The sequence below is a fragment of the Janthinobacterium sp. SUN073 genome, from assembly GCF_030397665.1.
Taxonomy (GTDB): domain Bacteria; phylum Pseudomonadota; class Gammaproteobacteria; order Burkholderiales; family Burkholderiaceae_D; genus Janthinobacterium.
On the sequence record NZ_JAPUBT010000008.1, the window covers coordinates 141,952 to 155,204 of the forward strand.

Genomic DNA, 13,253 nt, shown 5'->3' on the forward strand with positions numbered 1-13,253 from the left:
TGCCATGCTGTTATACTTCGCGTGTGCGGCACATATGACCAGTCCCCTTGCCGCTGTCTTTCGACCCCTAATCTGATTGCCTGCGACTGGCGCCCCCCGATGGCGACAGGCCGATCTCACAATAAAGTTACCATGTCCTTTTCCTCCCTCGGATTGTCCGACGCTATCGTACGTGCCGTTACCGAACACGGCTACACCGTGCCGACCCCCATCCAGACGCAGGCGATTCCCGCCGTGCTGGCTGGCGGCGACTTGCTGGCCGGAGCACAAACCGGTACCGGCAAGACGGCCGGCTTCACCCTGCCCTTGCTGCACCGCCTGTCGACTGACGCGAATGGCGCGGCCATCACCAGCAACACGTCCACGCGCCCGATCCGCGCCCTGATCCTGGCACCGACGCGCGAACTCGCCGCGCAGGTCGAGGAAAGTGTGCGCACCTACGGCAAATACACCAAGCTGAACTCCACCGTGATCTTCGGCGGCGTCGGCATCAACCCGCAAATCAAGCAGCTCAAACACGGCGTCGACGTGCTCGTCGCCACGCCGGGCCGCCTGCTGGACCACATGGGCCAGGGCACGGTTGACCTGTCGAAAGTGGAAATCCTGATTCTCGACGAAGCCGACCGCATGCTCGACATGGGCTTCATCCGTGACATCAAGAAAGTGCTGGCCGTGCTGCCGCCGAAACGCCAGAACCTGCTGTTCTCGGCCACGTTCTCGGAAGAGATCAAGGCCCTGGCCGACGGCTTGCTGAACAAGCCAGCCATGATCGAAGTAGCGCGCCGCAATTCGACCGTGGAAGTCATCCAGCAAAAGATCCATCCGGTCGACCGCGACAAGAAGCACCCGATGCTGTCCCACCTGATCAAGTCGAACAACTGGACGCAAGTACTGGTATTTACGCGCACCAAGCACGGCGCTAATAAACTGGTCGAACAACTGGGCGCGGATGGCATCGGCGCCCTGGCCATCCACGGCAACAAGAGCCAGTCGGCGCGCACGCGCGCCCTGTCGGAATTTAAAGATGGCACCCTGCAAGTGCTGGTCGCCACCGACATCGCCGCGCGCGGTATCGATATCGACCAGTTGCCGCACGTCGTCAACTACGACTTGCCGAACATTCCGGAAGACTATGTGCACCGTATCGGCCGTACGGGCCGTGCCGGCGCCAAGGGCGAAGCCGTGTCGCTGGTCTGCGTGGATGAGCACGAAATGTTGAAAGACATCGAAAAGCTGATCAAGCAAACCCTGCCGCGCGAAGTCATCGAAGGCTTCGAGCCAGACCTGAACGCCCGCGCCCAGCCTGTGCAATTGCGCAGCGGCACCGGCGGTCACCGCAACAACAGCCGCGCGCCAGCAGGCGCCGTGGTACGCGTGAAAACCGGCGGCAGCGGCGCCAAGCCACGCAGCGCCGGCCCGGCGGGCGGCGGTGGCGGCGGCAACCGTTCGGGCAATGCGCCGCGTTCGGCGGCCAATCACCGTTCCGGCGGCCGCGGTCGCTAAAACGCGGCCTTAAAGCTACTGCGCGGGGCGCTATTGCGTTTACGTTGCTCGCCGTACTCCAGTACGGCTGCGCTACTCAACGCAATATCACTCCCGCTCGCTACGCTTTCAGGCCCCGTTTGTATTTCTTGAGATGCGCCCCCAACCTAGTTGGCGGGCGCATTTTTCATGCACGCCATCTTTTGCCAATTTGGGCTAGGATAGTGTCCATCGTCCTCACCTGCGTGCTGCCATGCCGAACTTCGCTGCCAACCTCAGCATGATGTTTACCGAACTGCCCTTCCTGGACCGCTTTGCCGCCGCCAGGGAAGCGGGCTTCGATGCCGTCGAATTCCTGTTTCCCTATGCCATCGAGGCGCGGCAGATCGCCATGCGGCTGGAACGCCACCATCTGCAGCTTGCCGTCTTCAATTTTCCGCCCGGCGACTGGGAACACGGCGAACGGGGCATCGCCTGCGATCCGCGCCGGGGCGAAGAATTCCGCAGCAACGTGCAACTGGCGCTCAACTACGCGCTGGCGCTGGGCGCGAAACAGCTGCACTGCATGTCCGGCATCGTGTCACCCGGCATGAGCCTGGAACGGGCGCGGCAAAGCCTGATCGGCAACCTGCAATATGCGGCCGACGCCTGCCGGCCGCACGGCATCCACGTGCTGATCGAGCCCATCAACCGCTACGACATGCCCGCTTACTTTCTGAACCATAGTCAGCAGGCGGCCGACATCATCGCCGACTGTCAGCGCAGCAATATTTTCTTGCAGTACGACATTTATCACATGCAACGCATGGAGGGCGAACTGAGCAACACCATCCGTGCCCTGCTCCCCCTGATCCGCCACATCCAGATCGCCGACACGCCGGGCCGCCACGAACCGGGCACGGGCGAAATCAACTACCGCCATCTGTTCAAGCTGCTGGACCAGGTCGGCTACGCAGGCTGGGTCGGCTGCGAATACCGTCCCGCGGGCGATACCGTGGCCGGACTGGGCTGGCGCGATCAATTGACGGGCGCCTGATCGCAGCACGCTTGCGCCCGCACAAGGCGAACAGCGCAGGCCGGCACGACAATACCTTTCCATACAGTATTTCCTGTCGAGAGGTGACGTGTCCGTCCTGCCCGCCCGCCATTGCCGCGCCCTTGGCCTGAACCTGTACCTGAGCCTCTTCCTGGCTGCCGTGTTGTGCGGCTGCGCCACTCCACGCACCGAGCTGGCGCAGGTGCGCGCCCTGGCCGCCGGCACCGATGCCCTGAACGCCTTCAGCGAACTGTCGCAGCGCCACGTGGACAGCTACCAGCGCGCCCGCCCCTATCTGTCGCCCGCCGAAGACGCGCGCGAACGCCTGCTCGATGCCCAGCGCCGTGCCGCACAAGCGGATGTCGCGCGCCTGGCGCATGCCGTGCGCCTGTACCTGCAGGCGCTGGGCCGGCTGGCGCAAGCCGATGCCTATGACGTGCAACCGGAACTGGCCAGTGCCGGCGCCGCCATCCGCGCCTGGCCGGGCAGCGGCATCGATGACCGGCATGTCAGCGCCTACACCTTGCTGCTGCAGCAACTCTCGAACCTGGGCGGCGCGGCCAGCCAGCAGGCGCACCTGGCCCAGGTACTGCACGATGGCGATGCCCCGCTGCAAGCTCTGCTGGCCGCGCTCGACAGCTTGCTGGCGCTGTACGACAAGAGCGGCGACAACGAGCGCGACATGGTGCTCGGCTTGCTGGACGTGGAAATCGCGTATGCCGACACGCCGCAGCAGCGCCTGTTGGCCGTGCTGGCGAAAAACATGCAACAAAGCAAAACCGAGGAATATCGCCTGCTTGGATTGCGCCATACCCTGGCGCGCCGTCAACTGGCGGCACTGGGGCGCGAACACGCCCAACTCGCTGCCGCCCTCACCACCACGGAGGCAAGATGGACGGATCGGTAAACAGGAGCAGCAGCAGCGAACGCCGCGAAGCGGCTCTGAGCAGCGCCATGCGCGTCGAGCAACTGGCCGACAGCCTGTCGCAGGCGGCCGTCACCCTGCATGGCGCCGTTATGCGCGCCATCCGCAAGCGCGCCAGCCAGGGAGAAAACGGTATCAGCCACAGTCAGGCGCAAGCCGTCTTCGCCCTGGAAGTGGCCTTGCGCCAGCAAGCCAACCAGCTGTATGCCGATGCCGCCGGGCATACGGTCGCCGGCCTGGAAACGGCGCAGCGCCAGCTCAGCGGCCTGCTCGACACGGTGCGCCTGCGCATCGCCCGCAACGACGACGTGCGGCACTGGATCAGCCTGGCGACGAGCTTGTTGCACCTGGGCAGCGCCGTCCTGGCCGGCAATCCCGAGCGTATCCTCAGCACCTTGGGCAAGGTGCGTGAGCGGCTGCAAGAGATGGCACCGGACTGATTGAATTTGGCCGGCGAGCGCCTATACTGGGACGTCCCCGCATGGCAATCGTGCCTGCGGGACCACCAGAGGAGGCCAATATGCGTATCGAACCGTATTTGCAATTCAATGGAAATTGCGCGCAAGCGCTGGAATACTACCGCCAGCACCTGCATGGCACAGACCTGTGCCTGATGCCGTATCGCGGCTCGCCAGCTCAGGACCAGGTCAAGGAAGACTGGTACGACAAGATCATGCACGGCTCCGTGCAGCTGGGGGCCACCATGCTGATGGGCTCGGACGGCGGCTGCACCGAGGATGGCGCCAAGGGCATGAGCGGCTGCTCGGTCTGCCTGACCCTCGACACGCCGGAGGAAGCGGAACGGGCCTTCGACGCGTTGGCGCGTGACGGCAACATCCAGATGCCGCTGGCGGAAACGTTCTGGGCCAAGCGCTTCGGCATGCTGAAAGACCAGTTCGGCGTCGCCTGGATGGTCAACTGCCTGAAAGAACCAGCATAGAACAGCCCATGCCTGCCTGCGCCGCATCAAACGCGGCGCGGGCAGTAGCGCAAGCAGAGCGTCCAATCTTGGACTACCATAATGGAAGTAACCTCTACCGGGTGACAACCATGAATGGATTGCCGCAAGACCAGTTGCAACGCCTGCAAGGCGTGCTGGAGCAACGCAAGCTGGCGTTGCTGGAACAGATCGAGAACGAGGCGGCCGAAGCGGATGCGCGCGCCTCGCTGCTCAATGAAATCGAAGCCTCGCCGGCCGATAACGCCAGCGTACACACCTTGAACGCCCTCGTCAGCGAAGCGGCCGAGCACAATCTGGCGCAGCTGGCCACCATCAGGCATGCGCTGGCCAAGTTTGCCGATGGCAGCTACGGCCTGTGCGACAACTGCGGCGAAGCCATCGGCCTGTCGCGCCTGAACGCGCGCCCGGAAGCGCGCCTGTGCATCGATTGCCAGACGCGGCTGGAAAAAGCCCGGCGCGGCGTAGCATGACGCGAGCATGACGGTTGCGCAACAACAAAGGGCAAGGCATCGCTGCCCTGCCCCCTGTTTTCCAGCGTGACTACCATGTTGCCTGTCGTCCTCCGCCAGCATCGTGCGTGCCGGCTGGGTGGACGGGTCTCCTCTACTGCCATTGCCCTGCTTCAAATATCCAGCTGCACGCTGCTTAACTCATGTGCTGCCCGCCATTGATGGCGATGTTCGCGCCCGTGACGAACGCCGCCTCGTCGGATGCCAGGTAAGCCACCAGGGCCGCCACCTCGTCCGGCTCGCCCAGGCGGCCCAGGGGAATCTGCGGCAGGATCTTCGTTTCCAGGATATCGGCCGGCACGGCCGTCACCATCTGCGTGCGCAGGTAGCCGGGCGAGACCGTATTGACGGTGATGCCGTGGCGTGCCACTTCCAGCGCCAGCGCCTTGCTGAAGCCATGCACGCCCGCCTTGGCGGCCGCGTAGTTGCACTGGCCAAACGCGCCCTTCTGGCCATTCACGGACGATATATTGATGATGCGGCCCCATTTTTTTTCCAGCATGGGTTCCAGCACCTGCTTGCTCATGTTGAACAGGCTGTCGAGATTGGTGCGCATGACCTCGGTCCAGTGCGGCAATTCCATCTTGCGCATGCTCTGGTCGCGCGTGATGCCGGCGTTGTTGACCAGCACGTCGATGCGGCCGAACTGCGCCAGCACGCTTGCCACAGCTTCGCTGCAGGCAGCGAAGTCGCTCACGTCGATGGCCAGCGGGTGAAAATAATACTGCTGCGCCTGTTGCTCGTCGAGCCAGCTTGCCACGCGCGCATTACCCGGCGTATGTGCCGCCACGACGGCAAAGCCCGCCGCATGCAGGCGGCGGCACAAGGCCGTGCCCAGGCCGCCCATGCCGCCCGTGACCAGTGCTACCTTTTGTTCCTTCATTGCTGTCTCTCCCCGCTTGTTATGGTTGTTCTGCGTGGGATCAAGTGTAGGAGCAGTTTTTATCGCCAGCTTTGCGCCAGATCAAGTGCTCAGCCTGATGCAGTCGTGCGCGGCCGACGTCCCGGACTGTGCCAGAATGGCCCCTACCGCACAGCGAGAGGACAGGCCATGACATATAAAACCGTATTGCTCCACATCGACGACAGCGCCGGGCGCGCCGCCCGCATTGAAGCGGCAGCCAGCATCGCCCAGGCGTGCGGCGGCCACCTGACGGGCGTGGCGCTGACGGGCGTATCGCGCCTGCTGTACCAGAACCAGCCCGACCTCGATGCCGACCCGAACCTGAGCTTGCATTTGAACTTCCTGCGCGAACGGGCGACGCGCGCCCTTGACGGTTTCGAGCAACAGGCACGCGCGGCCGGCGTCGCCTCGTTCGAACAGCGCGTGCTCGACGACGAGGCGGCGGGCGGCATCAGCCTGCTGGCCCGCTATGCGGACCTGGTCGTCATCAGCCAATACAATGCCAAGGATAAATCGCCGTCCGTGATGCGCGACTTTCCCGCCTACGTGCTGCTACATTCTGGCCGCCCTGTGCTGATCGTGCCGTATGCGCCGCCGCTGCCCCTGCTGGCGCCGCCGGCGGCCGCGCGCAATGTGCTCATTTCCTGGAACGCCAGCAAGGAAGCGAGCCGTGCCGTGAGCGCCGCCCTGCCCCTGCTGCAACGCGCCGGGCAAGTCCACGTGGCCATCTTCGATGCCCAGGTGCATGCGGCCGAACACGGCGAACAGCCGGGCGCCGAGCTGACGCACTACCTGGCGCGCCACGGCGTGGAAGCGCGGCTGCATCTGCTCGATGGCGGCGGCGTGCGGCGCGGCGATATCGGCGAGGCGCTGCTGTCGCAGGCGGCCGACCTGTCGGCCGACTTGCTGGTGATGGGAGCGTATGGCCATTCGCGCCTGCGCGAAACCATCCTGGGCGGCGTCACGCGCACGATTTTGCAGAGCATGACGATCCCCGTGCTGATGGCACACTAGGGCCTGTTGAGAACGGGGACTAGCCGCCCTGCCAGGGCTGGCTGCGGATCTTCGCCACCTGGCGCTGCGCCAGCCACTGCCACAGCTGCAGCGCGTCGCCCTGCGGCAGGGCCGACATGTGGCGCGGCGAAGCCAGGGCGATTTCGCAATCGCGGTCCGACCATTCCTCGAAAGTGACTTCGCCTCCGCTAGCGACCTCGACCTGATACATCAAGCCGTCGTCGTAGCCAAAGCGCAACAAGACGGCGGCCGGGCTGCCGTCCGGCGTGGCGCCGCGGTAGACCTCGGCCAGCGCATCGGCCAGCTGTGCCGGCGAGGGCGCGCAAATGTCGCGCCCATCGGCCCGTGTCAGAATGAACCATGCCTGTGTCATGACGCGACCCCCTATCCATACTCGTTAGCATGCGAGGCAAGTACTACAGGCAGTCACCTTGGTCCAGTGTCACTACGGGCGCGCGGAAACTATCCCTGTCGGCATTGTTTACCAATAATTAGCAATACTAACAAGGATCATACCTAAAATTGCATGCAGCGCGGCATTTATGCATCGTGCGCCACAAGGGCGCCGCTTCACGCCACCAGCACGGGAATGCTGAGCGGGTCGAAATCGTACCAGTCGCCATTGGCGATCGTGCCTTCCGCTTCCTCGATATGCTCGGCGCCCAGCCGGTGCAGTGCCTCGAGCGCCCGTTCGCGCTCGTCGAGGCCGCCCAGCGCGACGGCGATCAGCATGCCAGGATGGCGTGGCTGGCGGCGGTTTTCGCCCTTGTTTTCACCATGTTTTTCGGACTCGCCCGCCTCCTTCATTTTATTGAAACTGTAGAGCGAACCCACGTGGGCGCCCACCAGCGCGCCGACGACGGGACCGAGCGGCCCCGTCGCCAGGGTGGCGGCGGCACCGATGCCCGCGCCTACGGCGGCGCCGACGGCCACGCCTTCCACCACGCCTTCCGGTGTCTCCTTGGCGCCGGGCGAGATGTCGCGGTCGCCGCCGAGCGCGTGCAAGTCGTGCTGGCCCGGCTGGTTGACAAAGAAGGCGCTGATGCGGCTATCGGAAAAACCCGCCTGGTTCAGCGCGGCGCGCGCGGCGTCTATCTGTTCCTGCAACTGAAAATGACCTGCGATGATGCGTGACATGATACGACCCTCCTGGTCGGCTGCTGGCGCACCATGCGCCGCCTCGATAGCGTGCGCCAGACAACGCCAGGATACCGTTCGCTTACGCACACAGCCTCTTACTCCCATGCCCAATCATATGCTCACTCAAGCAGACGCGCTGAACGGGCTGCGGATATCCGACAGGAATTGTTGTGCGCGCGCATGTTGCGGCCGCACAAAGAAATCCTCGGGCGTGGCCCGCTCCAGCACTTGCCCATGGTCCATGAACCAGACGCGGTCCGCCACCTCGCGCGCGAAACCCATCTCGTGCGTCACGCACACCATCGTCATGCCCCCCTGCGCCAGGTCGCGCATCACTTGCAGCACCTCGCCCACCATTTCCGGGTCCAATGCGCTGGTGGGTTCGTCAAACAGCATCAGCGGCGGCTGCATGGCCAGCGCGCGGGCAATCGCCACCCGCTGTTGCTGGCCGCCCGACAGGGCCGCCGGCATGGCGCGCGCCTTGTGCGCCAGTCCCACCCGTTCCAGCAGGGCCAGCGCCCGCTCCTCGGCTTCGCGCCGGGTCAGGCCGCGCAAGCGCTGCGGCGCCAGCGCGCAATTGTCCAGCACCGATAAATGGGGAAACAGGTTGAATTGCTGGAACACAAAACCGATGTGCGAGCGGAAGGCATTCACGTCCAGCCCCGGCGCGTCAATATCCTGGCCCGCCACCGTGATGCGGCCCGAAGCGATCGCCTCCAGGCGGTTGATGGTGCGGATCAGGGTCGACTTGCCGGAGCCGGACGGCCCGCACACGACCAGCACCTCACCCTTGGCCACGTGTTCATTGATATCGCTCAAGGCGTGATAGTCGCCATAGTATTTGTTGACGTTGTCAAAGGTAATCATGCTGCCGCTTTCAAAAGACGCGCCTGGCGCCGCTCAAGCCAGAAGGCGGCGCGTGACAGGCTGAAACATAAAACAAAGTACGTCATGCCCAGCAAAAAATACACTTGCACGGGCTTGGTCAGCACCAGGCCATTGACTTGCGAGGCGATGAACGACACCTCCGCCAGGCCGATGATGTATCCCAGCGAGGTTTCCTTGATGGTCGAGACGAACTGGTTGACGAGGGATGGCAACATGTGGCGCAGCGCCTGCGGCAGCACCACCGTGCGCATGCTGTCCAGGTAATTCAAGCCCAGCGAACGGGCCGCCTCCACCTGTCCCTTGGGCACGGCTTGCACGCCAGCGCGCACGATCTCCGCCAGGTAAATGCCATCGAAGATGACAAGGGCCGCCAGCATGGTGCCGAATTGCCCGCTTTCATGCCCGGTGATGCTGGGCAGGAAGAAATAGGCCCAGAAGATGACGAGCAGCAAGGGGATGCCCCGCACCACGTGGATCAGCGCGGCGACGGGCCAGCGCAGCAGCCGCCAGGGACTCAGGCGCGCCAGCCCCAGCAGCAAGCCGAACGGCAGGCTGAGCACCAGCGCCAGGCTGGCCAGCAATACCGTCAGCGCCAGGCCGCCCAGCGGTCCTTCGGGATAGCGTCCCACAAGAAAATACAGCCAGTAATCGTGGATGAGTTCCAGCATCAGGACACCTTCCTTTGCAGCAAGGCCGCCAGGCCCGCGATCAGCAGCGAAACGGCCAGGTAGGCCGCGCTGGCGAAGACAAACGCCTCCACGCTGCGGAACGAGGCCGCTTCCACGCGTTGCGTCTGGTACATCAGCTCGGCCACGCCGATGACGGTGGCGATGCTGGTGTTTTGCCACAGGTTCAAGGTTTGCGACAGCAGCGGCGGCGCGGCCAGCCGCAGCGCCTGCGGCACGATGCACAGGCGCATGGTGGCGAGAAAACTGAAGCCCAGCGCCCGGCCTGCCTCGAATTGCTGTGCGGGAATGGCGCGGATGCCGCTGCGGATGTCTTCCGCCATGTAGGCGGCCGTGTATACAGTCAGGGCAGTGATGGCGCTGGCCGCTTCGATATTGCCGGCATACAAGCGCTCCTTCCACGAGTCGGGCAGCAGTTCGGGCGCGCCGAAATACCAGAACAGGAAGTGGGCCAGCAAGGGCACGTTGCGGATCAGCTCGACATACGCGGCGCCCAGGCCATTGAGCAGGCGCGACGGCGCGAGGCGCAGCATGGCCACGCCGCACGCCAGCGGTAGGGACAACAGCAAGGTAATGCCCATCAGTTGCAAGGACAGCAGCAAGCCGGACAGCAGCCAGTCGCGGTAGTCGCCGGACAGCAAAAAGTTCAGATCAAACATGCGGAAGCGTCAGGCAAGGTTCAGGCGTCGATCTTGTCCGATTCGATCCTGAAATTGCGCTTCTGGAATTTCACATTGCTCGTCGGGCCATACCATTTGAAAAACAGTTTTTCCGCCTCGCCCGATTTTTCCAGTCCGCGCAGCACCTGGTCGACGGCTGTTTTCACGCCCTTCTCGCCTTTACGGATGCCGAAGGCAAACACTTCCTGGCTGATGTTTTGCGGCAGCACAAGGTAATCCTTTTGCGCGGCGCCCAGCTTGGCGTAGTTGTTCAGCAGCGAGACTTCATCATCGACATAGCCAACGCCCTTCCCTTGCTGCAAGCCCAAATACGCCTGGCCCGCCGTCTCGAACGTCACCACCTCCACGCCGGGCACGGCCTTGCGGACGTTCGGTTCCTGCGTGCCGCCCTTGACGGTCAGCACTTTCTTGCCGGCCAGGCCCGCGACCGTCGTGATACTGCTGCTTTTTTTGACCAGCACCCGCTGGCCCGTGTAAAACGTGGACAGCGAGAAATCGATCAGCGCTTCGCGTTCCTTGTTGTGCGTCAAGGACGCCGTCAGGATATCGATGCGCCCCTGCTGCAATTCGGGAATGCGGGCAGCCACGGCCAGCTGTTTCACGACTGGTTTGACGCCCAGGCCCTGGGCGATGGCACGGCACAAGTCCACTTCATAGCCGACCAGCTGACGCGACTTGGCGTCGATAAAACTGTTCGGTTCGTCCGTACCCAAGGTGCCGCAGACCAGCTCGCCTTTCGCCTTGATGGCGGCCAGCTGGTCCGCTTGCGCCACCTGCGTGTAAGCGATGCTGGTGAATAACAGGGCGGCGAAATGAAGGCGGGTCTGCATGGGATTCCTCTGGTGGACAATGAATGCCGCCATTAGACCGCGGCGCCCTTATTTCCAAAAAGGAATCTTTTCAGCCTTGCTTATAAAGAATTCATCTAAGGCGGATGATCGCCGCCCTGGCCCCCTCGGCGCCCGGATAGCTGGGGTCGAGCTGCAGCGCCTGGCGATAGGCTGCCACCGCCTGCGGACGCAAGCCTTGCCCCACATAAAACTCGGCCAGACTGTCGTGCAGATTCGCGTTCTGCGGATGCAGGCTCACGGCCGCCTGCAGCACGGCCATGCCTTGCGCCACGGCGCCGCTGCCTTTCAAGCGATACGCTTCCAGGTTCAGCGCCGCCGGACTGGCCGCGCCCAGCGGGTCGCGCGCCAGCGCCAGGCGCAGGGGGGCCAGGGCCGCTTCCCACTTGCCGGCACCCAGCAAGGTCAAGCCCTGCAGTGCATGCGCGCGATCGCTGAGCGGATACAGTTCCACGGCCAGGCGGCTGGCCGCCAGTGCCGCGTCTGTCTCGCCGCGCGCGGCCGACGCTTGCGCGAGCTCCTGCAACTCGGGTACGAAATCGGGATAGGCGCGCTGGCCGCGGAAGGCCGTGCGCAGCTGGCTATCGAGTGCGGCGATGGAGGCGGGTGCGCCCGGCCAGGCGATGGCGGCCGTGTGGTCCCAACTGGCGGCCAGGGCCACGATGGCTTGCTCGAAGGTGGGGTCAAAACGGGGCAAGGTGCCGGCCGCTTTGCTTTGCGACAACAGGACATAGTCGCGCGCAAACGCCAGCGCGCCGCCGCGTGAATAGGTGTCCAGGTCGATGCCCGACTGGCGCAGCGCAGCGGCCATGCTGGCGCCGGCCGTGAGGAACACGCGGCCGCCTGCGGGATGGCGGGCCGCCTCGATGAAGGTGCGCGCCGCCTTGGCGTCCGGTGCCAGCGCTTGCCGGTTGATTTGCGTAAATGCCTCGCGCGTGGCGGCCGCATCGGCATACGCTTGATCCGTGCGCTCGGCATGCGCCCTGCCCTCCTCGAACAGGCCTTCCGCCACCTGGTAAGCGCGCTGCGCGCCGGCATCGGCGATATACGTTTTCAGCTGCCACGGCTCTCCCGTGACCACCTCGAACAGGCGCTGCACGAACCCTTCCGGATTGACGCGCTCGAGATTGGCGGCGACGGCAAGAGTGAGCTTGCGCGAGGGAAAGCTGTACAAATAGGTGACCGTTTCCGGCTGCTGGCCGCTGTGCCCGATGGCGTAGCGCCCACCCGTGGGGAAGATTTCCCAACCCATGCCGTAATTCGTCAAGCGGCCCGCGCGCGTGGCCATCGGCTGCACCATGGCGGCAACGCTAGCCGCCGACAGGATCTTGCCTTCATGGACGCCCCTGCCGAACGCCAGCATGTCGGGCACGCTGGCGCGCGTGCCGCCGGCGGAAAAGCGGCTGCTGATGTCGACGAATTCCGAATTTTTCCATTCCTTGCCGGCCAGCCGGTAACCGCGCACGCGGTGGGCGATCACGGCGTCCGGGTCGTCCATCACGATGGTGTCCATGCCCAGCGGCCCCCACACGTGGCGCCGCATATAGCCGCCATAGCTTTCGCCCGAGGCGCCCTCGATGACGGCACCCAGCAAGTTATAGCCATAGCTGGTGTAGCGGAAGCGCGTGCCAGGTTCGGCGATCAGGTCGAATTGCTCGAAAACGGCGATGGACTGGCGCGTATCCTTGTGCTCCTTGAAATGCTGCTCCACCTTGCTGTCGCGGTAGGCATCGATGCCGCCCAGGTGGCCCAGCAACTGGCGCACCGTCACGGGAAACGCTTTGACGGGAAAATACGGCACATAGGTTTGCACGGGCGCATCCAGGTCGACCTTGCCCTGTTCGACCAGTTGCAGAACGGCCACCGCCGTCATGGGCTTGGTGACGGACGCCAGCCGGTAGCTGGAGCGGGCCGTGGCCGGCACGCGGTTTTCCAGGTCCGCATAACCATAGCCTTTTACCCACTCCACCTCGCCCTGGCTGAAACCGACGGTGACGCCCGGGATGCGCTGCGCATCCATGCGCCGGGCGACCCAGCCGTCGAAATCCGCCAGGCGCGCGGCCAGCGCAGCGGAGGGAGCAGATGAGGGAGCGGAGGCGGCCTGCGCCACGCCGCACAACAGCGCCAGTGTGCCGGCGAAAGCGTAGTATTTGCTGCTTTGCATAGTCATTGTTCCATGG

At 64.3% G+C, this 13,253-nt stretch carries 15 protein-coding genes; 7 read left to right on the forward strand and 8 right to left on the reverse strand.

Features of this window, described 5'->3' with window-relative positions:
• Nucleotides 1-132 precede the first annotated feature (132 nt).
• The 6 genes from O0882_RS20750 (at nucleotide 133) to O0882_RS20775 (ending at nucleotide 4,874) form a co-directional block, all read left to right on the forward strand.
• A complete protein-coding gene (locus O0882_RS20750) occupies nucleotides 133-1,503 on the forward strand; it encodes a DEAD/DEAH box helicase (protein WP_289951023.1) in 1,371 nt (456 codons plus the stop codon).
• 232 nt (nucleotides 1,504-1,735) lie between these two features.
• On the forward strand, nucleotides 1,736-2,518 hold the full coding sequence (otnI, locus tag O0882_RS20755; RefSeq protein WP_289951025.1) for a 2-oxo-tetronate isomerase: 783 nt from the start codon (nucleotides 1,736-1,738) through the stop codon (nucleotides 2,516-2,518).
• 88 nt (nucleotides 2,519-2,606) lie between these two features.
• Complete coding sequence (locus O0882_RS20760) at nucleotides 2,607-3,425, forward strand: hypothetical protein (protein ID WP_289951027.1); 819 nt, start codon at nucleotides 2,607-2,609, stop codon at nucleotides 3,423-3,425.
• Nucleotides 3,410-3,883 carry a hypothetical protein gene (locus O0882_RS20765; RefSeq protein ID WP_289951029.1) on the forward strand — a complete coding sequence of 158 codons (474 nt, stop codon included), beginning with the start codon at nucleotides 3,410-3,412 and terminating at the stop codon, nucleotides 3,881-3,883. Before O0882_RS20760 ends, O0882_RS20765 begins: the two co-directional genes overlap by 16 nt.
• An 80-nt stretch (nucleotides 3,884-3,963) precedes the next feature.
• Entirely contained in the window at nucleotides 3,964-4,383 is a 420-nt protein-coding gene (locus O0882_RS20770) for a VOC family protein (protein WP_289951031.1), read from the forward strand.
• Nucleotides 4,384-4,493: 110 nt separating this feature from the next.
• Complete coding sequence (locus O0882_RS20775) at nucleotides 4,494-4,874, forward strand: TraR/DksA family transcriptional regulator (RefSeq protein WP_289951034.1); 381 nt, start codon at nucleotides 4,494-4,496, stop codon at nucleotides 4,872-4,874.
• 175 nt (nucleotides 4,875-5,049) lie between these two features.
• Here the strand turns inward: O0882_RS20775 and phbB are convergent, their stop codons facing one another.
• Nucleotides 5,050-5,796: an acetoacetyl-CoA reductase gene (gene phbB / locus O0882_RS20780; RefSeq protein ID WP_289951035.1), complete on the reverse strand. Its 747-nt coding sequence runs from the start codon at nucleotides 5,794-5,796 to the stop codon at nucleotides 5,050-5,052.
• A gap of 168 nt (nucleotides 5,797-5,964) precedes the next feature.
• Between phbB and O0882_RS20785 the strand changes: the two genes are divergently transcribed.
• Nucleotides 5,965-6,831, forward strand: a complete 867-nt coding sequence (locus O0882_RS20785; RefSeq protein WP_289951037.1) for a universal stress protein — start codon at nucleotides 5,965-5,967, stop codon at nucleotides 6,829-6,831.
• A gap of 19 nt (nucleotides 6,832-6,850) precedes the next feature.
• Here O0882_RS20785 and O0882_RS20790 read toward each other — a convergent pair whose 3' ends face one another.
• The 7 genes from O0882_RS20790 to O0882_RS20820 all read right to left on the reverse strand — a co-directional run bounded on the left by O0882_RS20790 (nucleotide 6,851) and on the right by O0882_RS20820 (nucleotide 13,237).
• Nucleotides 6,851-7,204, reverse strand: coding sequence for a hypothetical protein (locus tag O0882_RS20790; RefSeq protein ID WP_071078622.1), 354 nt, complete (start codon nucleotides 7,202-7,204; stop codon nucleotides 6,851-6,853).
• A gap of 197 nt (nucleotides 7,205-7,401) precedes the next feature.
• A complete protein-coding gene (locus O0882_RS20795; protein WP_289951041.1) occupies nucleotides 7,402-7,968 on the reverse strand; it encodes a glycine zipper domain-containing protein in 567 nt (188 codons plus the stop codon).
• A gap of 126 nt (nucleotides 7,969-8,094) precedes the next feature.
• Nucleotides 8,095-8,838: an amino acid ABC transporter ATP-binding protein gene (locus O0882_RS20800; RefSeq protein ID WP_289951043.1), complete on the reverse strand. Its 744-nt coding sequence runs from the start codon at nucleotides 8,836-8,838 to the stop codon at nucleotides 8,095-8,097.
• Nucleotides 8,835-9,527: an amino acid ABC transporter permease gene (locus O0882_RS20805; protein ID WP_289951045.1), complete on the reverse strand. Its 693-nt coding sequence runs from the start codon at nucleotides 9,525-9,527 to the stop codon at nucleotides 8,835-8,837. Before O0882_RS20805 ends, O0882_RS20800 begins: the two co-directional genes overlap by 4 nt.
• Nucleotides 9,527-10,204, reverse strand: coding sequence for an amino acid ABC transporter permease (locus tag O0882_RS20810; RefSeq protein ID WP_289951047.1), 678 nt, complete (start codon nucleotides 10,202-10,204; stop codon nucleotides 9,527-9,529). The genes O0882_RS20805 and O0882_RS20810 overlap by 1 nt, the downstream gene beginning before the upstream one ends.
• 20 nt (nucleotides 10,205-10,224) lie before the next feature.
• Nucleotides 10,225-11,055 (reverse strand): transporter substrate-binding domain-containing protein, encoded by an 831-nt coding sequence (locus tag O0882_RS20815; protein WP_289951048.1) that lies wholly within the window; start codon nucleotides 11,053-11,055, stop codon nucleotides 10,225-10,227.
• Nucleotides 11,056-11,146: 91 nt separating this feature from the next.
• Nucleotides 11,147-13,237, reverse strand: a complete 2,091-nt coding sequence (locus O0882_RS20820; RefSeq protein WP_289951049.1) for a serine hydrolase — start codon at nucleotides 13,235-13,237, stop codon at nucleotides 11,147-11,149.
• Nucleotides 13,238-13,253: the final 16 nt, after the last annotated feature.

Coding starts and splice junctions, on each gene's coding strand:
- O0882_RS20750 (WP_289951023.1), top strand. CDS start 133: ATGTCCTTTTCCTCCCTCGGATTGTCCGACGCTATCGTACGTGCCGTT.
- otnI (WP_289951025.1), top strand. CDS start 1,736: ATGCCGAACTTCGCTGCCAACCTCAGCATGATGTTTACCGAACTGCCC.
- O0882_RS20765 (WP_289951029.1), top strand. CDS start 3,410: ATGGACGGATCGGTAAACAGGAGCAGCAGCAGCGAACGCCGCGAAGCG.
- O0882_RS20770 (WP_289951031.1), top strand. CDS start 3,964: ATGCGTATCGAACCGTATTTGCAATTCAATGGAAATTGCGCGCAAGCG.
- O0882_RS20775 (WP_289951034.1), top strand. CDS start 4,494: ATGAATGGATTGCCGCAAGACCAGTTGCAACGCCTGCAAGGCGTGCTG.
- phbB (WP_289951035.1), bottom strand. CDS start 5,796: ATGAAGGAACAAAAGGTAGCACTGGTCACGGGCGGCATGGGCGGCCTG.
- O0882_RS20785 (WP_289951037.1), top strand. CDS start 5,965: ATGACATATAAAACCGTATTGCTCCACATCGACGACAGCGCCGGGCGC.
- O0882_RS20790 (WP_071078622.1), bottom strand. CDS start 7,204: ATGACACAGGCATGGTTCATTCTGACACGGGCCGATGGGCGCGACATT.
- O0882_RS20795 (WP_289951041.1), bottom strand. CDS start 7,968: ATGTCACGCATCATCGCAGGTCATTTTCAGTTGCAGGAACAGATAGAC.
- O0882_RS20800 (WP_289951043.1), bottom strand. CDS start 8,838: ATGATTACCTTTGACAACGTCAACAAATACTATGGCGACTATCACGCC.
- O0882_RS20805 (WP_289951045.1), bottom strand. CDS start 9,527: ATGCTGGAACTCATCCACGATTACTGGCTGTATTTTCTTGTGGGACGC.
- O0882_RS20810 (WP_289951047.1), bottom strand. CDS start 10,204: ATGTTTGATCTGAACTTTTTGCTGTCCGGCGACTACCGCGACTGGCTG.
- O0882_RS20815 (WP_289951048.1), bottom strand. CDS start 11,055: ATGCAGACCCGCCTTCATTTCGCCGCCCTGTTATTCACCAGCATCGCT.
- O0882_RS20820 (WP_289951049.1), bottom strand. CDS start 13,237: ATGCAAAGCAGCAAATACTACGCTTTCGCCGGCACACTGGCGCTGTTG.